The 21,625-nt window shown below is 59.6% G+C and carries 21 protein-coding genes; 16 read left to right on the top strand and 5 right to left on the bottom strand.

All coding sequences use genetic code 11. From position 1 onward, the window contains the following. Nucleotides 1-112: 112 nt before the first annotated feature. Nucleotides 113-1,777 carry a cytochrome c oxidase subunit I gene (gene ctaD / locus ABL922_RS04420; protein WP_349022995.1) on the bottom strand — a complete coding sequence of 555 codons (1,665 nt, stop codon included), beginning with the start codon at nucleotides 1,775-1,777 and terminating at the stop codon, nucleotides 113-115. A 17-nt stretch (nucleotides 1,778-1,794) separates the two neighbouring features. Beyond that, the gene (coxB, locus tag ABL922_RS04415; protein WP_349022994.1) at nucleotides 1,795-2,898 is read right to left on the bottom strand and encodes a cytochrome c oxidase subunit II; all 1,104 of its coding nucleotides are present in this window, start codon (nucleotides 2,896-2,898) and stop codon (nucleotides 1,795-1,797) included. A gap of 216 nt (nucleotides 2,899-3,114) precedes the next feature. Between coxB and pyrE the strand changes: the two genes are divergently transcribed. From pyrE to ABL922_RS04355, 12 genes are all read left to right on the top strand, one after another. After that, entirely contained in the window at nucleotides 3,115-3,696 is a 582-nt protein-coding gene (gene pyrE / locus ABL922_RS04410; RefSeq protein WP_349022993.1) for an orotate phosphoribosyltransferase, read from the top strand. 2 nt (nucleotides 3,697-3,698) lie between these two features. Next, nucleotides 3,699-4,454 carry a pyridoxine 5'-phosphate synthase gene (locus ABL922_RS04405; RefSeq protein ID WP_349022992.1) on the top strand — a complete coding sequence of 252 codons (756 nt, stop codon included), beginning with the start codon at nucleotides 3,699-3,701 and terminating at the stop codon, nucleotides 4,452-4,454. Beyond that, a complete protein-coding gene (gene acpS / locus ABL922_RS04400) occupies nucleotides 4,451-4,861 on the top strand; it encodes a holo-ACP synthase (protein WP_349022991.1) in 411 nt (136 codons plus the stop codon). Before ABL922_RS04405 ends, acpS begins: the two co-directional genes overlap by 4 nt. Continuing rightward, complete coding sequence (lepB, locus tag ABL922_RS04395; RefSeq protein WP_349022990.1) at nucleotides 4,858-5,808, top strand: signal peptidase I; 951 nt, start codon at nucleotides 4,858-4,860, stop codon at nucleotides 5,806-5,808. Before acpS ends, lepB begins: the two co-directional genes overlap by 4 nt. Nucleotides 5,809-5,824: 16 nt before the next feature. After that, the gene (locus tag ABL922_RS04390) at nucleotides 5,825-6,094 is read left to right on the top strand and encodes a hypothetical protein (RefSeq protein ID WP_349022989.1); all 270 of its coding nucleotides are present in this window, start codon (nucleotides 5,825-5,827) and stop codon (nucleotides 6,092-6,094) included. A 131-nt stretch (nucleotides 6,095-6,225) separates the two neighbouring features. Further along, nucleotides 6,226-8,331 carry a hypothetical protein gene (locus ABL922_RS04385; RefSeq protein ID WP_349022988.1) on the top strand — a complete coding sequence of 702 codons (2,106 nt, stop codon included), beginning with the start codon at nucleotides 6,226-6,228 and terminating at the stop codon, nucleotides 8,329-8,331. Between the two features lie 36 nt (nucleotides 8,332-8,367). Then, nucleotides 8,368-10,197, top strand: coding sequence for an ABC transporter ATP-binding protein/permease (locus ABL922_RS04380; RefSeq protein WP_349023049.1), 1,830 nt, complete (start codon nucleotides 8,368-8,370; stop codon nucleotides 10,195-10,197). A gap of 131 nt (nucleotides 10,198-10,328) precedes the next feature. Further along, complete coding sequence (recQ, locus tag ABL922_RS04375) at nucleotides 10,329-12,104, top strand: DNA helicase RecQ (protein ID WP_349023048.1); 1,776 nt, start codon at nucleotides 10,329-10,331, stop codon at nucleotides 12,102-12,104. A 5-nt stretch (nucleotides 12,105-12,109) separates the two neighbouring features. Beyond that, a complete protein-coding gene (locus ABL922_RS04370) occupies nucleotides 12,110-12,538 on the top strand; it encodes a TIGR01244 family sulfur transferase (RefSeq protein ID WP_349022987.1) in 429 nt (142 codons plus the stop codon). A gap of 3 nt (nucleotides 12,539-12,541) precedes the next feature. Continuing rightward, complete coding sequence (locus ABL922_RS04365; RefSeq protein WP_349022986.1) at nucleotides 12,542-12,952, top strand: hypothetical protein; 411 nt, start codon at nucleotides 12,542-12,544, stop codon at nucleotides 12,950-12,952. A gap of 9 nt (nucleotides 12,953-12,961) precedes the next feature. Then, nucleotides 12,962-13,867, top strand: coding sequence for a sterol desaturase family protein (locus ABL922_RS04360; protein WP_349022985.1), 906 nt, complete (start codon nucleotides 12,962-12,964; stop codon nucleotides 13,865-13,867). Between the two features lie 51 nt (nucleotides 13,868-13,918). Beyond that, a complete protein-coding gene (locus tag ABL922_RS04355) occupies nucleotides 13,919-15,505 on the top strand; it encodes a GMC family oxidoreductase N-terminal domain-containing protein (protein WP_349022984.1) in 1,587 nt (528 codons plus the stop codon). Here ABL922_RS04355 and ABL922_RS04350 read toward each other — a convergent pair. The 3 genes from ABL922_RS04350 to ABL922_RS04340 all read right to left on the bottom strand — a co-directional run bounded on the left by ABL922_RS04350 (nucleotide 15,456) and on the right by ABL922_RS04340 (nucleotide 17,003). Further along, nucleotides 15,456-16,190 carry a DUF4386 domain-containing protein gene (locus ABL922_RS04350; RefSeq protein ID WP_349022983.1) on the bottom strand — a complete coding sequence of 245 codons (735 nt, stop codon included), beginning with the start codon at nucleotides 16,188-16,190 and terminating at the stop codon, nucleotides 15,456-15,458. The two genes, ABL922_RS04355 and ABL922_RS04350, sit on opposite strands and share 50 nt — an antisense overlap. A gap of 174 nt (nucleotides 16,191-16,364) precedes the next feature. Continuing rightward, on the bottom strand, nucleotides 16,365-16,577 hold the full coding sequence (locus tag ABL922_RS04345) for a helix-turn-helix transcriptional regulator (protein ID WP_349022982.1): 213 nt from the start codon (nucleotides 16,575-16,577) through the stop codon (nucleotides 16,365-16,367). 3 nt (nucleotides 16,578-16,580) lie between these two features. After that, the gene (locus ABL922_RS04340; protein WP_349022981.1) at nucleotides 16,581-17,003 is read right to left on the bottom strand and encodes a hypothetical protein; all 423 of its coding nucleotides are present in this window, start codon (nucleotides 17,001-17,003) and stop codon (nucleotides 16,581-16,583) included. A 125-nt stretch (nucleotides 17,004-17,128) separates the two neighbouring features. Between ABL922_RS04340 and panB the strand changes: the two genes are divergently transcribed. From panB to der, 4 genes are all read left to right on the top strand, one after another. Then, entirely contained in the window at nucleotides 17,129-17,995 is an 867-nt protein-coding gene (panB, locus tag ABL922_RS04335) for a 3-methyl-2-oxobutanoate hydroxymethyltransferase (protein WP_349022980.1), read from the top strand. A gap of 78 nt (nucleotides 17,996-18,073) precedes the next feature. Next, nucleotides 18,074-18,820 (top strand): tetratricopeptide repeat protein, encoded by a 747-nt coding sequence (locus tag ABL922_RS04330; RefSeq protein WP_349022979.1) that lies wholly within the window; start codon nucleotides 18,074-18,076, stop codon nucleotides 18,818-18,820. Between the two features lie 4 nt (nucleotides 18,821-18,824). Further along, complete coding sequence (locus ABL922_RS04325; RefSeq protein WP_349022978.1) at nucleotides 18,825-20,150, top strand: PQQ-binding-like beta-propeller repeat protein; 1,326 nt, start codon at nucleotides 18,825-18,827, stop codon at nucleotides 20,148-20,150. 38 nt (nucleotides 20,151-20,188) lie between these two features. Beyond that, nucleotides 20,189-21,562, top strand: coding sequence for a ribosome biogenesis GTPase Der (der, locus tag ABL922_RS04320; RefSeq protein ID WP_349022977.1), 1,374 nt, complete (start codon nucleotides 20,189-20,191; stop codon nucleotides 21,560-21,562). Nucleotides 21,563-21,625: the final 63 nt, after the last annotated feature.

Genomic DNA, 21,625 nt, shown 5'->3' with positions numbered 1-21,625 from the left:
CCTCCCCTCCCGCTTGCGGGAGGGGCCGGGGGAGGGCCTGTATCGAAGGGAAGCGCTGGCCCTACTGGCCCTCCCCTAACCCCTCCCGCAAGCGGGAGGGGATTTCCCGGCCTTACTTGATGACCGGAAGCGTTTCGAACTGGTGGAAGGGCGGCGGGCTCGACAATGTCCATTCGAGCGTGGTCGCACCTTCACCCCAATAATTGCCTTCCGCCTTGCGGCCAGCCACGAGCGACCAGAAGACATTGATGAAGAAGATGATCACGCCGACGCCCATGATGGCATAGCCGAGCGAGGCGATCTGGTTCCAGTGCGCAAAGGCATCCGGATAGTCGGGATAGCGACGCGGCATGCCCTGCTGACCGAGGAAGTGCATCGGGAAGAACAGCAGGTTCACACCGATGAAGAACACCCAGAAGTGCAGGTGGCCGAGAAACTCATTGAGCATCCGGCCCGACATCTTGCCAAACCAGTAGTAGAAACCGGCAAACAGCGCGAAGACGGCACCCAGTGAGAGCACATAGTGGAAGTGCGCGACAACATAATAGGTGTCGTGCAAATTATCATCGACACCGCCATTGGCGAGGACAACACCGGTCACGCCACCGACGGTGAACATGAAGATGAAGCCCAATGCCCAGACCATCGGCGTCTTGAAGCTGAGCGAGCCGCCCCACATGGTGGCGATCCAGCTGAAGATCTTGATACCGGTCGGCACCGCGATCACCATCGTTGCCGCGGTAAAGTACATCTTCATCTCGACGCTCATGCCGATCGTGTACATGTGGTGTGCCCAGACGACGAAACCGACAACGCCGATTGCGACCATCGCATAGGCCATGCCGAGATAGCCGAAGACCGGCTTGCGGCTGAAGGTTGCGACGATCTGGCTGACAATGCCAAAGCCCGGCAGAATCATGATATACACTTCGGGGTGGCCGAAGAACCAGAAGAGGTGCTGGTAGAGGATCGGGTCACCACCGGCAGCGGCATCGAAGAAGGCACCGCCGAAGTTACGGTCAACCAACAGCATGGTGATAGCAGCAGCCAGCACGGGGAGTGCGAGCAACAGCAGGAATGCAGTGACCAGCACTGACCAGACGAACAGCGGCATTTTGTGGATGGTCATCCCCGGCGCGCGCATGTTGAAAATGGTGGTGATGAAGTTGACGGCGCCCAGAATTGATGCGGCACCCGCCAAGTGGAGCGAGAAGATCGCCATGTCGACCGCCGGGCCAACCGAGCCCGAGGTTGAAAGCGGCGCATAGACCGTCCAGCCCGTACCGGCACCTAGGCCGGTGCCACCGGGAACAAAGGTCGATCCCAGCAACATGATGAAGGCAACCGCGGTCAGCCAGAAGCTGATATTGTTCATCCGCGGGAACGCCATGTCAGGCGCGCCAATCATCAGCGGTACGAACCAGTTGCCGAAGCCACCGATAATCGCGGGCATGACCATGAAGAAGACCATGATCAGGCCGTGCGCGGTGATCAGCACGTTCCACATATGATAGGCTTCGTCGAGCGAAGCTTCCTTGCCTGCCATCATCGAGGCCCAGCCGCTCAGATACTGGATGCCGGGTTCGGCAAGCTCGAGGCGCATCATGCCCGAAATAAGGCCGCCGATGATCCCCGCCGTAATCGCGAAGATCAGGTAGAGCGTACCGATATCCTTATGGTTGGTCGACATGAACCAGCGGGCGAAAAAGCCCGGCTTGTGGTCCGCATCATGCGCATGATCATGATGGTCGGCGGGATTTGCAGCAATCGTCGTCATCTTGGTCGACCTCTTTATTACTTGGCAGCCGGCGCCGGAGCGGCGGCAGGTGCAGTTGTAGTTGCAGCAGGCGTGGCGGCGGCGGGCGTTGCGTCGGCGGGAGCGGCTTCAGCCGCCTTGTCGCCCGGCATCTGGCCGCCCCTGGCCTTTACCCAGGCCGCGAATTTTTCCGGCGGCAATGCTTCGACCACAATCGGCATATAGGCGTGGCGCGCACCGCACAGTTCCGAACATTGGCCGAAATAGACGCCTGGTTTATCGATCGTCACGGCCTTTTCATTGAGGCGGCCGGGGACGGCATCAAGCTTGAACCAGATCGCGGGTACGGCAAAGCTGTGGATCACATCCGACGCTGTGGTCTGGATACGGATCGGAACACCAGCAGGCACAACCATGCGGTTGTCGGCGGCGAGCAACTTCGGACCGTCATTGTTGGTGCGGAAACGTTCACCCGGCTTCACAGCCGATTGTTCCTGCAACATGTTCGAGACAACTTCAAATCCGCCATGATCGGGATAGGTATAGCCCCAATACCATTGGTAGCCGGTCACCTTGACGGTCACGGCATTGGCGGGGGCAGGCTTGAATTGCTTGGCTACCAGCGTCAGCGACGGATAGGCGATGCCGAGCAGGATCAGCACGGGAACCAGCGTCCAGACGATCTCAATGAAAGTGTTGTGCGTGGTTTTCGAAGGCGTGGGGTTGGCCGCGCGACGATAGCGAACCACCACCCAAAGCAGCAGGCCGAGAACGAACAGCGAGATCACCGTGATCAGCGGCAGCAAGATCGAGTTGTTCATCCACTTGGCATAATGGCCGTTCGCGCTGAACTGTTCCTGGAAATCAACACCGCGGTCCTTGGGCATGCCGACATGGTTTTCATAGTCGGGCTTCATCGGGGTGTAGCCGGGGAGCGAACCGTCCATCGAAGCCGCCGCAGCCGGGGCTGCAACCGCATTTTCAGCCGCCGGAGCCGCTGCCGGAGCTGCCGGAACGGGGGCAACAACCTGTTTTGCCTCTGCCGCAACCGGTGCTGCAGCGGGATTCGCCGCCTGCGCCGATACCATGGCAGGCAGCAGCATCATTCCGCACGCCAAAACAAACTTTTTCATAATATTCATTACGTTAGCCCCGTAATCCTACCGCGGAGTCCCCGCCCGAAACTTCGATATCACTGTTATAAAACCGCGATTTGGCGCGGCTTATAGGCGCGCTTGGCACAAGCCTCAAGCAGCCTCAATACCAATTTTTGCATTTATTTGTGTGGGGAATCCACCTATTTGCATTGCAAATCGCGCAACACCGATTGCACGCCCATCAAGGACTTCTCCAAAATCATGACCGAAGATGAAATTCTCTCAGAGTTCCGCGCTGCCGAAGCCTTGCTCGAAGGCCATTTCCTACTCTCCTCGGGACGGCATAGCGCTTATTATCTGCAATGCGCCCGCGTGTTGATGAACTCCGAACGCGCGAGCCGGATCGCCTTGGCCATCGCGCAAAAAATTCCACGCGAGATCAAATCCCAACTCGGCGCGGTGATTTCCCCGGCGATGGGCGGCGTAATCATCGGCCACGAAATGGGCCGTGCGCTGGGCGTAGATGCGATGTTTCTGGAACGGCCCGAAGGCACTTTCTATCTGCGTCGCGGTTTCGAAATTGCGCCGGGCACCAAGGTGTTGATGGTCGAAGATATCGTGACCACAGGCCTTTCGTCGCGTGAAGCGATCAAGGCGATCAACGAAGCCGGGGGCGAAGTGATCGCTGCTGCCGCGATTATCGACCGTTCGGCAGGCAGCGCCGATCTGGGCGTGCCCTTTTTCCACCTGCTCGAACTGAACTTCCCGACCTATGCGCCCGACGAACTGCCGCCCGAACTGGCGGCAACCGAGGCGGTGAAGCCGGGAAGTCGCAAGGCCTGAGCATGACCAACAACCTCCGCCCCCGACATCTTAGACTGGGCGTCAATATTGACCATGTCGCGACTATCCGCAACGCGCGCGGCGGGGATCATCCCGATCCGGTGCGCGCGGCGGAAATTGTCGCACAGGTCGGCGGCGACGGCATTACCGCGCATCTGCGCGAGGACAGGCGGCATATTCGCGACAGCGATATCGCGCGCATACAGGCAGCGACCAGCCTGCCGCTCAACCTCGAAATGGCGGCGACCGAGGAAATGCTCGACATCGCGCTAAAGCATATGCCGCATGCCGCATGTATCGTCCCCGAACGGCGCGAGGAGCGCACAACCGAAGGCGGGCTCGATGCGGCGGGGCAGCACAACTATCTGGCACCCATCGTGACGCGATTGTCCGACGCAGGCATCCGCGTCAGCCTGTTCATTGAACCCGACCCACGCCAGATCGAGGCAGCAATGCAGTTGCGCGCGCCCGTGGTCGAACTGCACACCGGGCGCTATGCGCATCTCTGGCTCGATGGCGATACTGCAGGGATCGAGGCCGAACTCAAACGCATCGCCGATGCCGCGGCACTTGCGGTAAAGAACGGTATAGAGCCGCATGCAGGCCACGGCCTGACCTATGACAATGTCCAGCCGATCGCCGCGATCCCGCAACTCGCCGAACTCAATATCGGCCATTATCTGATCGGCGAGGCGATTTTTGACGGGCTTGAAAATGCGGTGCGAAGGATGCGCGATTTGATGGATGCGGCGCGGTGATCATCGGCCTCGGCTCTGACCTCTGCAATATCGAGCGGATCCAGAATTCGCTCGACCGCTTTGGCGAACGGTTCAAAGCGCGGGTCTTTACTGACGTTGAAAATGCCAAGGCCGCAAAGCGTCCGTTTACGGCGGCAGGGACCTATGCCAAGCGCTTTGCCGCCAAGGAAGCGTTCAGCAAGGCAGTCGGCACCGGGTTCAAACGCGGTGTGTTCATGAAGGACATCGGCGTCGTCAATGCACCATCGGGCGCGCCCACCCTGGCGCTGACCGGCGGCGCAAAGGCACGGCTCGACGCGATGGTGCCAAATGGCTATGAGGCGCACATTCATCTGACGCTGACCGATGATCACCCCTGGGCGCAGGCCTTTGTGATCATCGAAGCGCTCCCGATTTCGAAAGCATGACTGTTTTGACTAGCGAACCTTTAACGACCGAGACCGAAACCACCACCGCGCCTGTCGCCAAGCAAAGCTGGCTGCACACGCTGTGGGTTGAGATAAAGGGCCTGTTCTGGCTGCTGATGGCCGTGCTCGCCTTTCACAGCTTTATCGCCAAGCCCTTCTACATTCCGTCGATCTCGATGATGCCGACGCTGCTGGTTGGTGACCGGTTGTTCGTTTCGAAATTTGCCTATGGATGGAGCTTCGTCTCACCCACTATCCCCAACCCTGTCGCGCTGTTTCAATGGCTGGTGTTGCGTGAAGAAGTCGATTCGCTGGCCTTCACTTTGCCAGAGAGCAAAGGGCGCGTCTGGGGATCACTGCCCGAACGGGGCGATGTCGTGATCCTGACGCCCGAGGGCAAGAACCAGGATTATATCAAGCGCGTCATCGGCATGCCGGGAGACCTGTTCGAAATGCGTGGTGGAGAGATTTACCTGAACGGCAAGAAGGTGAAGGTGGAGTCACAGCCGGTGAAAGACCTGCCGGTCGACGCAAACAACCCCTGCACCGAAATCGATTTCCCCGGGGCGCTGGTGCAGGAAGCCGATGGTTCGCTGCACTGTTATGTCACAATCGTGCGCGAGACGCTGCCCAATGGTGTGAGTTACGACACAATCGACGCGCGACGCGGGTCGACCGACGATGTCGCTCCATTGCGTATCCCGGCGGGCCACTATTATCTGCTTGGCGACAATCGCGATAACAGCGCCGACAGCCGCGTCGATGCGCCAATCGGGCTTGGTGGCCCTGTGGCGTGGGAACGGATCGGTGGGCGCGCGGAGATCATCACCTTCTCGCTCGATGGGTCAACGGGGCTCAATCCAACAAGCTGGTTCTCCTCCTTCCGTGGCGGACGGGCGGGCACCAGCCTGCGCCCTGATGCAGCCGAACCGGCAGCCGCAAAATGAGCATGGCAGGCGATAGATGCATCTGATCGTCGCCTTCCTGCTCGGAATAGCCAATTTCGCGATGCACAAGGCGGTGGTTGAATCGGGCCATCCTTTTGTCGAGGACACCAAGCTCTATTTTGGCCGGCATTTTGGCCGCAATGGCAGCTATTTCCTTGAGTTCGGAATCCTGCTCGGCGCGATGCTGTTTGCCTATTCTGGTTCAGCGATGATCCTCGGCTTTTACGCGGCCTATACCGCTTTCAACGCCATCGCCGCATGGTTGCTGCTTTCGCGTCGCTTTTGATCGTCGATGTAGTTTGTCCCAAATTAACAGTCGCTAATCGAACGTCGCTGTTTCGAATACAAATGTAATCCTAACCCGCCCTTACAGGGAGCACATCAAAAGGGCCGCAGAGCCCGACAGGAGTGGGTTAGATGATTTTGTGCGCCCGTCGCATTTTTGCGACCACCGGAAGTGTGCTTGCTATGGCGGTGGCACATCCGGCCTTAGCCGACGCAAATACGACCGCGCCTCAGGTCGAAGATGCCCGAACCGATCTGGAACCGCGTGCTGAAAACGGGCGGCAGATTTACGAGGCATCGCAGTTCAACCGCTTCGCGCCGCAAACAGCGCTCGATATGGCAGGACAGATTCCCGGCTTTATCATCAGCCAAATCAGCACAGATCGCGGCTTGGGCGAAGCAAGCCAGAATGTATTGATCAATGGCCAGCGGATCACCGGCAAGAGCAATGATGCGCAAACCGCACTGTCACGCATTGCCGCCTCTTCGGTCATCCAGCTCGAGATCGCCGACGGTGCAACGCTTAACGTGTCGGGACTCAATGGTCAGGTGCTCAACGTCGTCACCAAGCCCGACAGCCTTCAAGGCAATTTCGCCTGGCGTCCGCAATGGCGGCGGCGGGTAGATGACTTCTGGATCAATGGCGAGGTCAATCTGTCGGGCAAGCTCGGCAAGGGCGATTTCACTTTGGGGCTTTCGAACAAAGACGGCTTTCGCGGCGGTGGCTGGGGATATGAGGATGTGCGCGACGCCAATGGCAACCGGCTGTTTTTCCGCGATGTCCGCTCGCGATCTGAGGGTGATCGCCCGCGACTGGCAGGCACCTACACGCTGAAAAGCGACAATGGGAATATCCTCAACGCCAATGCGGCGCTTGAATTCTTCGAGTTTCGCGGCAACCGCACCTTTGTGCGGCAACAACCCGGTGTCGCCGACATATTGGAGGCGGGTTCTGACCGCGAAGATGAATGGAATTTCGAACTTGGCGCCGATTATGAATTCGGCCTCGGCGGTGGCCGACTGAAGCTCATCGGATTTCACAGGTTTGAGCACAGCCCGTTTGAAAACCAGTTCCGCACCACGCCGAGCGATGGCTCGCCCGAGAGCGGACAGCGCTTCAACCAGTTGATCGACGAGGGTGAAAGCGTGCTGCGCGCCGAATATCGCTGGAAATCAGGCCAGACCGATTGGCAGGTTTCAGCCGAAGGCGCGTTCAACTATCTCGACGCCGAATCCGAATTTTTCCAGCTCGACAATGCAGGTGTGTTTCAGCCTGTGCCGTTGCCCAACGCGACAGCGCGGGTGGAAGAAAAGCGCGGGCAAGTCATTCTGTCTTACGGTCGCCCCATCGCCAAGGATTTGACCCTGCAAGCGACACTCGGTGGCGAATTTAGCGAGTTGGGGGTCACCGGCCCCAACGGCAACGCCCGCCAATATATCCGACCCAAGGGATCGATTGCGCTCGGTTGGAAGGCATCGCCTGTTCTCGACATCAGTGCAAAGTTCCAGCGCAAGGTGCTGCAACTCAACTTTGGCGATTTCCTCGCCTCGGTCGATGTTCGCAACAACAACGCAAATGCAGGTAATTTCGGGCTGGTGCCGCCGCAAAGCTGGCTACTCAATCTGGAGGCCAACCGTTCGCTGGGCAAGGTCGGGTCGGTGAAGCTCAAGGTCGACCTCGAATCGATCAGCGATCTGGTTGACCGAATTCCGATTACCGCGACCACCGAAGCGCCCGGCAATATTGACGGCACCGCCAAAAGGCTGCGCACCGAAATCAATGCCAGCTTCCTGCTCGACACCATTGGCATCAAGGGGGCAAAGCTCGACCTGATTGGTGCCTGGCAGACCGCGTCACTCCGCGATCCCCTCACCGGCGAAAAACGCCCGCTCAGCAATCGTGGACGCTCTTATTGGAATCTCGATTTCCGCCACGATATTCCCGGCAGCAACTGGGCCTATGGCGGTTTTGCCGAGGATAGTTCCGACTATGGCTTTTACCGCCTCGACTATTTTGGTCGCGATTATCGCACCGGTCCGATGGTGGGCGCCTTTATCGAGCACAAAAATGTGCTCGGCCTGAAGGTGCGCGGCCAGATCATCAACCTGACCGGTCAGACCGAAGGCTATGATGAGATCTTCTTTGTCGACCGGCGCGATGGTCCGATCGATTTCACCCACACCGGGCGCAACAAATATGGCCTGATTTACCGGGCTACTGTCAGCGGGACTTTCTAAACCCCGATACTTCCCTATATCGGCCTGATGCAGGGAATGGCGGCACAGCCCGAAAACGGGAAAGATAAGGAAGCGGCAACAGCGGAGGCGAGCTTCGCCACGCTCAAACGCTTCCTGCCCTATTTATGGCCGAAGGACATGCCCGCGCTGCGCATCCGCATCGTCATTGCGATGCTGCTGGTGCTGGTGTCGAAGGGTGTGCAGCTGTCGATGGGCTTCGTCTATGGCGCCGCGATCGACCGAATGCAGCCGGGGTTGGAGGCGGGCGTCTGGATGGCGATCGGGCTGGTCGTCGCCTATACCGGCGCGCGTTTTGGCGGGGTGTTGTTCGACAATCTGAGAAACACCGTATTCGAACGCGTCGGGCAGGATGCGACGCGGCGGCTTGCCGAAAATACCTTCGCGCACCTGCACCGGTTGTCGATGCGCTTCCACATGAACCGCCGCACCGGCGCGGTTACCAAGGTGATCGAGCGCGGCACCAAGAGCATCGATGTGATGCTCTATTTCATGCTGTTCAACATCGCCCCGACCGCCATCGAGCTGCTCGCGGTGCTGGTGATTTTCTGGTTCAAATTCGGCGTCGGGCTGGTGCTCGCCACCATCGTCATGGTCGTTACCTATATCCTCTTCACCCAACGCGTTACCGACCGGCGCAACAAGCTGCGCGAGGAGATGAACGAGCTCGATACCGCGACGGTCGCGCGCTCGGTCGACAGCCTGCTCAACTATGAAACGGTGAAATATTTCAACGCCGAAGATCGTGAGACCGACTATTATGCCAAGGTCGCGCGCCGCTATGCCGATGCGGCGGTCAAATCGGAAAACTCGCTGGCATGGCTCAATATCGGCCAGTCGTTCATCACCAATTTGATGATGGCAGGCGCGATGGGCTTCAGCGTCTGGGGTTGGGCGCAGGGCCGCTTCAGCACCGGTGATGTCGTGCTGGTGAATACCCTCCTCATGCAACTCTTCCGCCCGCTCGACATGCTCGGCATGGTTTATCGCACCATTCGTCAAGGCTTGATCGACATGGCTGCGATGTTCGATCTGGTCGATACCCCGCCCGAGATTGTCGACAAGCCCGATGCTACTATGCTTCGCGTTTCCGGCGGAGAGCTGGCATTCGAGGATGTGACCTTCGGCTATGATGCGGATCGCCAGATTTTGAACGGCCTGTCCTTGCGCATTCCGCCGGGCAAGACGCTCGCGGTGGTCGGGCCTTCGGGGGCAGGCAAATCGACGATCGCTCGGCTGCTCTATCGCTTTTACGACGTTACCGGCGGGCGGATCACTATCGACGGGCAGGATTTGCGCGACGTGACCCAGTCGAGTTTGCGTGCACATATCGGCATCGTTCCGCAGGATACCGTGCTGTTCAACGACAGCATCGGCTATAATATCGGCTATGGCCGCGAAGGTTCGAACCAGGCCGAAATCGAGGGTGCTGCCCGCGGAGCGCAGATCCACAATTTCATCGCTGCACAGCCAAAGCAATATGAAACCCAGGTAGGCGAACGCGGGCTCAAGCTTTCGGGTGGCGAGAAGCAGCGGGTGGCAATCGCGCGCACCCTGCTCAAAAACCCGCCGATCCTGATCCTCGACGAAGCGACCAGCGCGCTCGACAGCCGCACCGAGGCCGAAATCCTCGACACGCTCGACGAAGTGTCGAAGCAGCGCACCACCATCTTCATCGCGCACCGCCTGTCGACCGTGGTTGCTGCTGACCAGATCGTCGTGCTCGATGCAGGCCGTATCGCCGAGCAAGGGACGCATGCCGAATTGCTCGCCAAGGACGGGCTTTACGCCGAAATGTGGGCGCGTCAACAGGCCGAGAAAGAAGAAGAGGCGGTTGCGGCGGAGTAAAACGGCCATCGCTTTACTTCAACATTTGTTCTTTATATGTTCCTTCGCGACTCGACTATCCACAGCGAAAGTCGCCGATGCCCGAAGACCGCTCTATTCTTGAAGAACTATCCGGCCTAGCGGGCAAGAAGATGCTCGCGCCCGATACTCTGGACCCTGCCGATGTGCTGCACCGCGTTTTCGGTTTTGCCGAATTTCGCGGAGTGCAGGAGGATGTCGTGCGGCGGACGCTCGACCGGCAAAGCACGCTTGCGGTGATGCCGACCGGCGCGGGCAAGTCGCTCTGCTACCAGTTATCGGCCCTGCTGCTCGACGGCACCTGCATTGTGATCTCACCACTGATCGCCTTGATGCATGACCAGCTGCGCGCCGCTAATGCGGTGGGCATCCGCGCAGCAACGCTGACATCGGCGGACAGCAACCGGGCGGAGACCATCGAACGGTTGCAAAGCGGCGCGCTCGACCTGCTCTATGTCGCCCCCGAACGCGCCTCGACTGCGGATTTCCAGCGGCTTCTGGCCGAGACCAAAGTGTCGCTGTTCGCCATAGACGAGGCACATTGCGTGTCCGAATGGGGGCATGATTTCCGCCCCGATTACCGCCTGCTGCGCCCGCTGATGGACGAATATCCGCATGTGCCCAGGCTGGCGCTGACCGCAACGGCCGATGCGCACACACGCGAGGATATTGCCCAGCAGCTCGGCATTCCGGCCAGTGGAACGATCGTCTCGGGCTTTGACCGGCCCAATATCCGCTATGCCGTCACCAACACCGCAAGCAAGGGATCGGCGATTGCCTCTGCCATAAGAGGATGGCCGGGCGCGGGGATCGTCTATGCCACCACCCGCGACCGGGCGGAGAAACTGGCGGCGCTGATCGCGCGCACCGGACGGCGCACCCGCTATTATCATGCAGGCATGGAACCTACAGCACGCGCTGCGGCACAGGCGGAATTTGTCGCGAGCGAAGACATGGTGATGGTCGCCACCGTCGCCTTCGGTATGGGGATCGACAAGCCCGATGTCCGTTTCGTAGCACATGCCGGTATCCCCAAATCGATCGAGGCCTATTATCAGGAAAGCGGGCGCGCGGGACGCGATGGCGACCCGGCCGTTGCGCATCTTTTCTGGTCACCCGGCGATTTCAGCCTCGCGCGCGAGCGGTTGAAGGAACAGCCCGAGGCCCGGCAACTGGCCGAGAAAGCACGGATCGACGCCTTGTCTTCGCTGGTCGAAACGCCGGGCTGCCGCCGCGCTATCCTGCTCCGCCATTTCGGCGAGGACCCGCCTGCCCAGTGCGGTAATTGCGACAATTGCCTTGATGCTCCCGGCGTGGTCGATGCGACCGAAGTTGCGCAAAAGCTGCTGTCGGCGGTCTATCGCACAGGCCAGAGTTTCGGTGTCGGCCATCTTGAAAAGGTGCTCACCGGTCGCACCGATGAGCGCATCGAGGCGCGCGGGCACGACCAGCTCAGCGTGTTCGGCATAGTTTCGGGCGAGGATGCAAGGCTAATCAAACCGGTAGCACGCGCATTGCAGGCGCAAGGGCATCTGAGCGCCAACGAACATGGCGGTCTGATGCTGGCGGGGGCATCGCGCGCGATCCTGAAAGGCGAGATGAAGCTGGAGATCGTTGTCCCGCCCAAGACGCGCAAGGAAAGGCGCAGCGAGGCCAATCCGGTCGATGATCCGCTGTTCGAAGCGTTGCGCAGCAAACGCCGCGAACTGGCCGAGACCGCAGGCGTGCCGCCCTATGTGATTTTCCACGACGCAACCTTGCGCGAACTGGCCGAACGCCGCCCGCAAAACACATCCGATTTCGCGCTGATCAGCGGCGTCGGCGCGCGCAAGCTTGAAGCCTATGGCGCAGCCTTCCTGTCTGTAATAAGGGAAGCGTCGGAAGGATAAGCCCCATGTTTCGCAAGCTCACCGACAGCATCCATGCATCGCCGCAAATCAGCCTAGAGGACGTAGCGGAAGCCGCAGCGATGGGCGTCAAGCTGATCATCAACAACCGCCCCGAAGGCGAAAGTGACGATCAGGTGCCCGGCGCAGAAATCGAGGCAGCGGCGCGCGCGGCGGGCATCGATTATGTCGCCATCCCCGTCACCCATGCAGGTTTCAGCGAACCGCAGGTAGTGGCGATGGCCAAGGCACTCGACGGAGCCGATGGACCTGTGCTTGCCTATTGCCGCTCGGGCACGCGCTCTACCTTGCTATGGGCCTTGTCCGAAGCAAGCCAGGGCGGCGATCCCGATGCGTTGACCAATATGGCGGCGAAAGCAGGCTATGATGTCAGCCCGGTACGTCCGCTGATGGACATGCTGAAGGCGCGGGCCTGAGGCATGGCGCCCGTCTGGATCGAACTGGCCAAATTGGGTGGATCGATTGCTGCGATCCTGTTCCTGTTCTGGCTGGCGCGCCGCCTCAACCTTGGCGGCGATCTGCGGATCCGCGATGAAGCGCATGCTCGCGCGCTGGCGGATGAAGCGATATGCGGATTCCAACCGACCGATATCGTGATCGACAAGGCCGGAATGGGGGCATTGCTCAAGGATGCGCAAGGCCGCCATATGCTGATCCGCCGCCACGGCGCCGCCTTTGTCGCTCGCTTGCTTGACCGGCATAGTGACTCCAGGCTCGACCAGAATTTTCTGACTATTGGGACCGGCGAAAAGACCTTTGGCAAGGTGACGCTGAACCTTGGCAAGGATGCGCAATATTGGGCCGCTGGCCTGCGCCACATGGTGGTGTAGGACGAAATCATGCCCGAGCTATTCAATCCCGTCGACTATGCCGTCCCGGTCTTCATCCTGTTGATCATCATCGAAATGCTGTGGGCGCGCAAGAAAGCGCCTGAGAAATACGAGCCCAAGGATACGCTGACCTCGCTAGCTTTCGGCACGGGCAGCACCGTGGCCGGTGCGCTGACCGGCGGGCTGGTGTTCGCGATGATTCTGTGGCTGTACGAGCATCGGCTGTTCGACATCGGCTGGGCCTGGTGGGCGTGGATTGCCTGCTTCCTGCTCGACGATCTGGCTTATTATGTCTTTCACCGCAGCGCACACCGCGTCCGCTGGTTGTGGGCAAGCCATGTAAACCACCATTCGAGCCAGCATTACAATCTGTCGACCGCATTGCGGCAGACATGGACGGGCTTCATCGCTGCGAACTTCATCTTCCGCATGCCGCTGGCCTTGGCGGGCTTCCACCCGGCGATGATCGCCTTTTGCGGCGGGATCAACCTTATCTACCAATTCTGGATCCACACCGAAGCGGTGGGCCGCATGCCGCGCTGGTTCGAAGCGGTGATGAACACGCCGTCGCATCACCGCGTCCACCATGCCACCAACCCGCGATATCTCGACGCCAATTATGCTGGCGTGTTCATCATCTGGGACAAGATGTTCGGTAGCTTCACCCCCGAAACCGATGACGAAAAAATCCGCTACGGCATCGTCAAACAGCTCGGCACTTTCAACCTGCTCTATAGCGTGTTCCATGAATGGATCGGGATCGCCAAAGACGTCTGGTCCGCACCCTGGCGGCATAAGCTAGGCTATATCTGGCGCCCGCCCGGTTGGAGCCATGATGGCAGCCGCGACACCAGCGACAGCATCAAGGCGCGCTGGCGGGCACGGCAGGAAAATCAGGCGACGCCCGCCGAATAGCGATTGCCAAAATTAATCGTCCGGTTAAGTCCTACTTTCAAAGGAGTCAGTATGGACGAGTTCGATATCATTGTTGTGGGCGGCGGATCGGCGGGCAGCGCTGCGGCTGGCAGGTTGGCCGAAAGCGGCAAGTATAAGGTCTGCCTGGTCGAGGCGGGCGGCAAGAACAATGATCTGTTCGTCCGCACCCCTGGTCTGCTGGCACTGATGCCGAAGCGCAGCAACTGGGCCTATGATACCGAACCGATGGCGGGGCTTGGTGGCCGCATCGGCTATCAACCGCGCGGACGCGGAATGGGCGGATCGAGTGCGATCAACGGCATGGTCTATATTCGCGGCAACGCCTGGGACTATGACAATTGGGCGGCGCTCGGCTGCACCGGCTGGAGCTGGGACGATGTCTTGCCGGTGTTCCGCAGACAGGAAGACAATGCGCGCGGTTCCGACGGCTTTCATGGCAAGGGCGGGCCGCTGCATGTCAGCGACCAGATCGCACCCAGCCCAGTCGGCGAAGCGTTTGTCGAGGCGGCAACCCGGCTGCAACTGCCACGCAATGACGATTTCAACGGCGCCAAGCAGGAAGGCTTCGGCCTTTATCAGGTCACCCAGCACAATGGCGAACGCTGGTCTGCAGCGCGCGCCTTTGTCGATCCGCTGGCGAGCAACCCGAACCTCAGCGTCCGTACCGGCGCGCTGGTCGAAAAGATCGTCATTGAGGATGGGCGGGCCACGGGTGTGGCTGTCCGCTTCGGCAACAAGCGCGAAGTGCTGCGCGCCAAGGCTGGCGTCATCCTGTCAGCAGGGGCCTTTGGTAGCCCGCAGATCATGATACTGTCGGGCATCGGACCCGGCGCGCATTTACAGGAACATGGCATCGCAACTTTGGTCGACAAGGCAGCGGTCGGGGCCGATTTGCAGGACCATTGCGATTATCTGGTCGGCTATGATCTGGACGATGTGTCGCTGTTTGGCGGATCGTTGCGAGGAACCTTCGCCGTAGCCAAAGCCTTTTTCGAACACCGCTTGCGCCGCACCGGAATGCTGACCACCAATTTTGCCGAAAGCGGCGGGTTTGTGAAATTGCGCGACGACGCTCCTGCACCCGATATCCAATATCACTTCATCCGCGCGATCATCCAAAATCATGGCCGCGACAAGCTGAAAGAACATGGCTTTTCGCTCCACGCCTGTGTGCTGCGCCCCGAAAGCCGCGGCTGGGTGAAACTGAAATCATCCGATCCAGCGATGGCGCCCGCGATCAACCCGAACTTCCTGAGCGACGAGCGCGACCTCCATCTGCTGCGCGATGCGGCGCGGCTGATGTACCGGATCGCCGAAACCCCGCCACTTTCGGATATGGGTGCGCGTGATCGTTCGCCCATCGACTATAATGACGATGCCGCGCTAGAGGCGCGTATTCGCGAAGTTTCAGACACCATCTACCATCCGGTCGGCACCTGCCGGATGGGTAGTGATGCGGACAGTGTTGTCGATCCGAAGCTTAAGGCACGCGGTGTCGAAGGACTGTGGGTCGCCGATGCCAGCATCATGCCGCGACTAGTGTCTGGCAACACCAACGCGCCGTCGATCATGATTGGCGAGCGGGCGGCGGATTTTGTGAAGTCTGAGCTGGCATAATAGGCTGGTCGCGGACACCCATGATCAGCAACCACAAGCAGGTGCCAATCTCGCCCAAGGTCGCGGGCAAGGTTATGTATCGGGCAAAAGCGAGTTGGGCGAAATCCGGAACCAGCAGCTGTCCGAAAAAGGCAATCAGGTAGCCGAAGCATCCCGCCATCAGGAGAAGCCCGAAAATGCGCGGGATCATGCGAGACCGGAACATCAACCAGCCAAAAGGCAGCAACCAAAGACCCCAGAAAATCGTAAGAACAAAAATCCCGTTCCAGTAGCTCTCAAGAGCAAGTGTGACTTGCGTCTGTAATTGGGTCGCAGTCAGCATTGCCGATCGAGGCTCATCACCGAGCAGCGAGAGAACATCCATCCGGTGGACCAAATTGGCAAAGGCAAAGGGTACGCTCGCCGTCGCCAAAGCCACCATGGCAATGGCCGCTTGCCGACCAAAGGGAGCCAGCAAACGATAGAGGACAAGCGGCAACAACAGGAAAGCTGTGTAACAGACCAGGCCGGCTGCAATTCCAAAACGGAACAGCGTCTGGTGTGTCTGGATTGAAACGACCAGCGCTGCTCCATCCTTGCCATTTTCGATGACATTGGGAACATAAGCGAGACTCGCAATGCCGCCAAGCACAACAATTAGATAAAGCAACCCTGCGAAACGTGCGATTTTCTTGTTTTCGCTCATATGAGAATTTCCGGCCGAGCTGAACAGATAGTTGGTGTATTGCTCATATAATACACACTTCGCCAAGTGAGTAAACCCAATTGCTAGTTAGATATCGGGGCCCGAACCGGGAGAGCTTGGGGAGCTTAATGATCCGGGCCCCTGTGCCGTGCACGCACAAGCTGTTTGTGCTTATTACTCAGCCCAGTGGAACACATCTTCCAAGGGCTTGCCGAATACCCGCGCAATGCGGAAGGCGACCTCCAGGCTGGGGGAATATTTCCCTTGCTCGATCGCGGCAATTGTCTGGCGGGTGACGCCCACCTTGTCGCCCAGATCGCCCTGCGTCATCTCGCCTGACAGGAAGCGCAATGTTTTGATCTCATTATCAAAGGGGAGGCGCGGCATCGCTCAATATCCCCTGCGATAATAATAAAGCTGAGACCCGACGCGGATCAGTTCGGAAAGCACCAAGGTCGCCATCAAGATGTTGACCGAATATCCAAATCCGATCCCGTTAATCAGGAAGAACACATTTGCCCAGATTCCCAGCACCAGCGGATAGTAAGCAAGGTGCGTCCCCTTGAGATGGATGGTTTTTTCGCGTTCATCCTCCTTCAAATTGGCTTCTTTGGGGGAACGGATCGCAAACCAGGCTGTTCCGGCGATCATCGGCACAAGGAAGATGATGGTCACCGGAACGAGCATCCCGACAGCCGCCCACACTCCCGCTTGCGTATTGGCAATCGACCAAGGGTAGGTGATGAAATACCAACCAAAGCCGAGCAATAGCCCGACCAAGGCAACCCAGTGAATTTTCTCGCGGAACGACATGTGCAAACTCCATGTTAGATGATTCGCACTTAATGTTAGTTGTATTTAACATCGAGTCAAATTTTATTTACGTGTTCGCCTTTCGCGCTTTTGCCCCTGCGCTTTAGCGGCTAAGCGCCAAAGCCATGTCGACGACGCCCAAAACGCTCACCCTTCCCGTATCCACCAGCCGCGCGAATCCAACACCGCAGCCGATGAAGCGCCTGACGGTGCCGCGTATCCGGCAGCGCAAGGGCGGTGAACCGCTGGTGATGCTGACCGCCTATACTGTGCGGATGGCGCAGCTGATGGACCCGCATTGCGACATGCTGCTGGTTGGCGATTCGCTGGCGCAGGTGATTTACGGCCTGCCACACACCGTCGCCGTGACGATGGAGATGATGGCGCTGCACGGTGCCGCCGTGGTGCGCGGCAGCTATCACGCCGCTGTGATCGTCGACATGCCCTTTGGCAGCTATGAAGCCTCACCCGAACAAGCCTTCACCAATGCCTCGCGCCTGCTTAAGGAAACCGGTGCTGCGGGCGTCAAGGTCGAAGGCGGCAAGGTGATCGCGCCGACCATCGAATTTCTGACGCAGCGGGGCATACCCGTCATGGGCCATGTCGGCCTGACGCCGCAGGCGGTGAACATCCTTGGCGGCTATGGCGTGCGCGGCAAGAGCGCTGCCGAAGCCCGCCTGATCGTGCAAGACGCCGAAGCGGTCGCCAAAGCTGGCGCATTCGCGATGGTGATCGAGGGCGTGATGGAGCCGATTGCCATCGAAATTACCGGCAAAGTCGAATGCCCAACCATCGGCATTGGCGCATCGGCACAATGCGACGGGCAGGTGCTGGTGGCGGAAGATATGCTCGGCCTGTTCGATCGCGTGCCCAAATTCGTCAAGCGTTTCGGTGCGATGCAGGAACATGTCGAAGGCGCGGTCAAGAAATATGCTGAAGATGTCCGCTCGCGCACCTTCCCCAGCGCCGATCAGCTTTACCGGCCCGAATAGGTCCAGCCACCCTTCGCACTAGAAAGTCCTGCGCCGCATGGCTAAGGACGCGTCAAGTATAAGTTACAGGAGGCCATTTTGGCATTACCCCCGACCGACAAGCGCGCTGCAACCGACGAGGCCTTTCTGCGCGAAGTCGACGATGCCGTCCGCGCGGGCGACCTCGAGAATTTCTGGAAGCGTTATGGCCGCTGGCTTGCAATCGCGCTGATCATCGGCCTCGCTGCGTTTGGCGGCTGGATCTACTGGCAGAATCAGCAGGCCGCCGCTGCCGAAAAGCAGGGCGAGCAATTCATCCTCGCGGTCGAGAAACTGCAAGGCGGCAATGTCGCCGCTGCCAAGACCGATCTGGGCAAGCTCGCCAAGGCCGAGCAGCCCGGATATCGGGCGATGGCGCAGATCCTGCTTGCCAATATCACGGCCGCAGAGGGCAACACCAAAAAGGCGGTCCTCGATTATGGCAAGGTAGCGGGCGACCAAAGCCTCCCGCAAGTTTTCCGCGATCTGGCACTGATCCGTCAAACCACGGTCGAGTTCGATACACTGCCACCGCAGCAGGTGATCGACCGGCTGAAGCCGCTCGCCAAACCCGGCACCGCTTGGTTCGGCAGCGCTGGCGAAATGACCGCAATCTCTTATATGAAACTGGGCAAGGACAATCTGGCCGGCCCCATTTTCGCCCAGATTGCAAAGCAGGAAGACTTGCCCCAGACATTGCGCGCCCGCGCGCAGCAGATGGCCGGGGCATTAGGGGTGGATACCGTTCAGCTTGACGCAAAGCCGGCCGGTGCATCGGCAGCAGCGGATGCAGGAAAGGACAAATAAGTCTGTGAAGAAACATGCGACCATAATCTCTTCGCTGGCGGCCATCGCGCTGCTCGGCGGCTGCTCGGCACTTGGCGGCGGCGACAAGAAAGACACGCCGACGATCGGCAAGCGCATCGACATTTTGGGCACCGAGGCTGACAGCGTCGCCGATCCCAATCTGGCGGGTATTTCGGTGATCCTGCCGCCTGCCGCCACCAACGCTAACTGGTCACAGCCCGGCGGCAATGCGGCCAAATCCCCCGGTCACTCGATGCTCGCTGAAGCGCCACAACGCGCATGGAGCGCGCAGATCGCAGGCGCCAGCAACCGCATGCGGCTCGCCGCAACCCCCGTCGTGCATGACGGTAAGCTCTATGTGATCGATACCGACGCGATGGTCAGCGCGTTTGACGCGACCAGCGGTTCGAAATTATGGGCGACCGCGCTCACCGTCGATAAGGACGGAAAGCCCTCGCGCTTTGGCGGCGGCGTGAGCACCGATGGCACTTCGATCTTCGCGACCAACGGCGTGGGCGATGTCGCGGCGCTCGATGCCAGCACCGGCGCTATCAAATGGACCAAGCGTCCGGCGGGACCGCTGCGCGGCGCACCAACGCTGTCGAACGGCAACGCCTATGTGATGACGCAGGATAACCAGATTTATGCCGTGCGCATGGACAATGGCGAAGCGCAGTGGAACGAGGCAGGCCCCGTTGGCGCTTCGGGCATTTTCGGCGTCGCCGCTCCGGCAGCTGCGCAAGGCACGGTGATCGCTGGCTATTCGACCGGCGAACTCGCCGCCTATCGCTATGAAAATGGCCGCAGCCTGTGGAGTGACACGCTGTCGCGCACCGCAATGTCAACCAGCGTGTCGACGCTGACCGATATCGATGCCGATCCGGTTATCGACCGCGGTCGCGTCTTCGCGCTCGGCCAGGGTGGCCGCATGGCAGCCTATGAACTGGTCACCGGCCAGCGCATCTGGGAAATCAACATTGCGGGCATTTCGACCCCTGTCGTCTCCGGCGAATGGGTGTTCGTGATGACCAGCGATGCCAAACTGCTCTGCGTACAGCGCGCAAGCGGCAAGATCCGCTGGATTTCCAAATTGCCGCGCTATCGCGACGAGGAAGACAAGAAGGGCGTGATTACCTGGCGCGGCCCCGTGCTCGCCAATGGCCGCCTGATCGTGGCCAACAGCGAAGGCCAAATCTGGTCGGTATCGTCGGGCGAGGGTTCGGCAAGTCTGCTGACAGACGTTAAGGCACCGGTTTCGGTCGCACCTGTTGTCGCCAACGATACGCTGTATATCCTCGACGACAGCGGACGCCTGACAGCGTTTAGGTAGTATTCGCGGCTTCGGCCGTTTGGAAGGAACAGGTTCTCATGCTGCCGTCGGTAGCCATTATCGGACGTCCGAATGTTGGCAAGTCGACCTTGTTCAACCGCCTTGTCGGCAAGAAAATCGCGTTGGTCGATGACCAGCCGGGCGTAACGCGTGACCGTCGCGAAGGCGATGCACAGCTGTTTGACCTCAAATTCCGCATCGTCGATACCGCCGGTTATGAAGATGATGACGTCGCGACGCTGCCGGGCCGAATGCGCCAGCAGACCGAGGCGGCGCTCGCGGGTGCGAATGTGGCGATGTTCGTCGTTGACGGACGGGCAGGCATTACCCCGCTCGACGAAGAAATAGCCCGATGGCTGCGCGCGAGTGACAAGCCGGTCATCCTGATCATCAACAAGGCCGAGGGCAAACAGGCCGATAATACCGTGCTCGAAGCCTATGCATTGGGCCTTGGCGAAGGGATTACCATCAGCGCCGAACATGGCGAAGGCATGGCCGACCTGTTCCAGGCGCTGTTGCCGCATGTCGATGAAGCCGAAGAAGAGCATTTTGATCGCGAAGCCCCCGATGCGCCGCTGCAGCTCGCCATTGTTGGCCGCCCCAATGCGGGCAAATCGACACTGATCAACAAGCTGCTCGGCGAAAACCGGCTGGTGACCGGCCCCGAAGCGGGGATTACGCGCGACAGCATCGCGATCGACTGGATCTGGCATGATCCCAACCCATCCGAGCCCGAGCTGGCCGAACGGCGTATCCGCCTGATCGACACCGCCGGGATGCGCAAACGCGCGCGGGTGCAGGAGAAACTGGAAAAATTGTCGGTGGCAGATGCACGTCGCGCCGTTGATTTTGCCGAAGTGGTAGTGCTGCTGCTCGATGCCACCAAAGGCCTGGAGCATCAGGATCTGAAGATCGCCGACCATGTGATTGAGGAAGGCCGTGCGCTGATCATCGCGATCAACAAATGGGACGTGGCCGAACACGCTTCAAGCCTGTTCAACGGCATTAAGGCTGCGCTCGATGAAGGCCTGTCGCAGCTGAAAGGCGTGCCTGTGCTCGCAGTATCTGCCGCAACCGGCAAAGGACTCGACCAGATGCTCAAGGCGGCTTTCGAAGCGCGCGACAGCTGGAACCGCCGCGTATCCACCGGCCAGCTTAACCGCTGGTTTGAGGAGGCCGTCGCCGCCAATCCGCCGCCAGCTCCCGGTGGCAAGCGCATCAAGCTGCGCTATGTCACGCAGGCGCGCAACCGCCCGCCGACCTTTGTCGTCTTTGGCAACCGCACCGACCATCTGCCCGACAGCTATCGCCGCTATCTGCTCAATGGCATCCGCCGCGATCTTGGCTTTGGTGCCGTACCCGTGCGAATGAACTTCCGCTCCTCCAAAAACCCGTTTGCCGACAAGGATTGAACAAGTTCCCCACCCGCTTGCGGGAGGGGATAGGGGAGGGCCTGAGTTTGGCACCTTCCTGAC

The organism is Sphingorhabdus sp. (assembly GCF_040079335.1).
In the GTDB taxonomy this organism is placed as follows: domain Bacteria; phylum Pseudomonadota; class Alphaproteobacteria; order Sphingomonadales; family Sphingomonadaceae; genus Sphingorhabdus_B.
This window is presented reverse-complemented; position numbering and strand designations above follow the sequence as displayed.